At 76.3% G+C, this 469-nt stretch carries 1 protein-coding gene; it reads left to right on the top strand.

What is annotated here, in order from left to right; genetic code table 11:
- Positions 1 to 469: PAS domain-containing protein (locus GT030_RS04790; RefSeq protein WP_161199985.1), on the top strand; the 469-nt coding region annotated here is incomplete at both ends.

Here is a 469-nt window from a genome sequence, read left to right as displayed (position 1 = left end):
AGCGGCTGCGGTCCGCGATGCGCGCCCCCGGCCGCCAGGTCCACGAGTTCGCCCTCGTCACCAAGGACGGCCGCCGGGTTCTGGTGCGCACCCAGTCGGCGGCCGTACGCGGTCCGGACGGCCGCCCGGCGGGCCTGTACTGCGCGTTCAGCGAGGTGCACACGCAGATCGACCTGGAGCGGTCCATCGCGCTGAGCGAGGCCCTGTTCGAGGACGCCTCCTGGGGAGTCGTCCTCATCGACGCCGACCTGCGCCCGGCCGTCGTCAACGCGCACGCCGCCCGCGCCCTGGGCGTGGGCCGCTCCGCCGCGCTCGGGCGGCCGCTCGGCGAACTCCTCGCCCAGGGGGTGGAGGAGCTGGAGAACGCGCTCACCCATGTGCTGGCCGAGGGCGCCCTGCCCGGCCCGATCGAGCTGTGGGTGACCGTGCGCACGGCCGAGGGGGAGCGGCGGCGCTGCTGGCGCAGCGG

Origin of the sequence: Streptomyces sp. SID1328 (assembly GCF_009865595.1) — a bacterium.
Taxonomy (GTDB): domain Bacteria; phylum Actinomycetota; class Actinomycetes; order Streptomycetales; family Streptomycetaceae; genus Streptomyces; species Streptomyces griseoluteus.
Note: the sequence above shows the minus strand (reverse complement) of the source record. Positions and strands in the feature narration are given on the sequence as shown.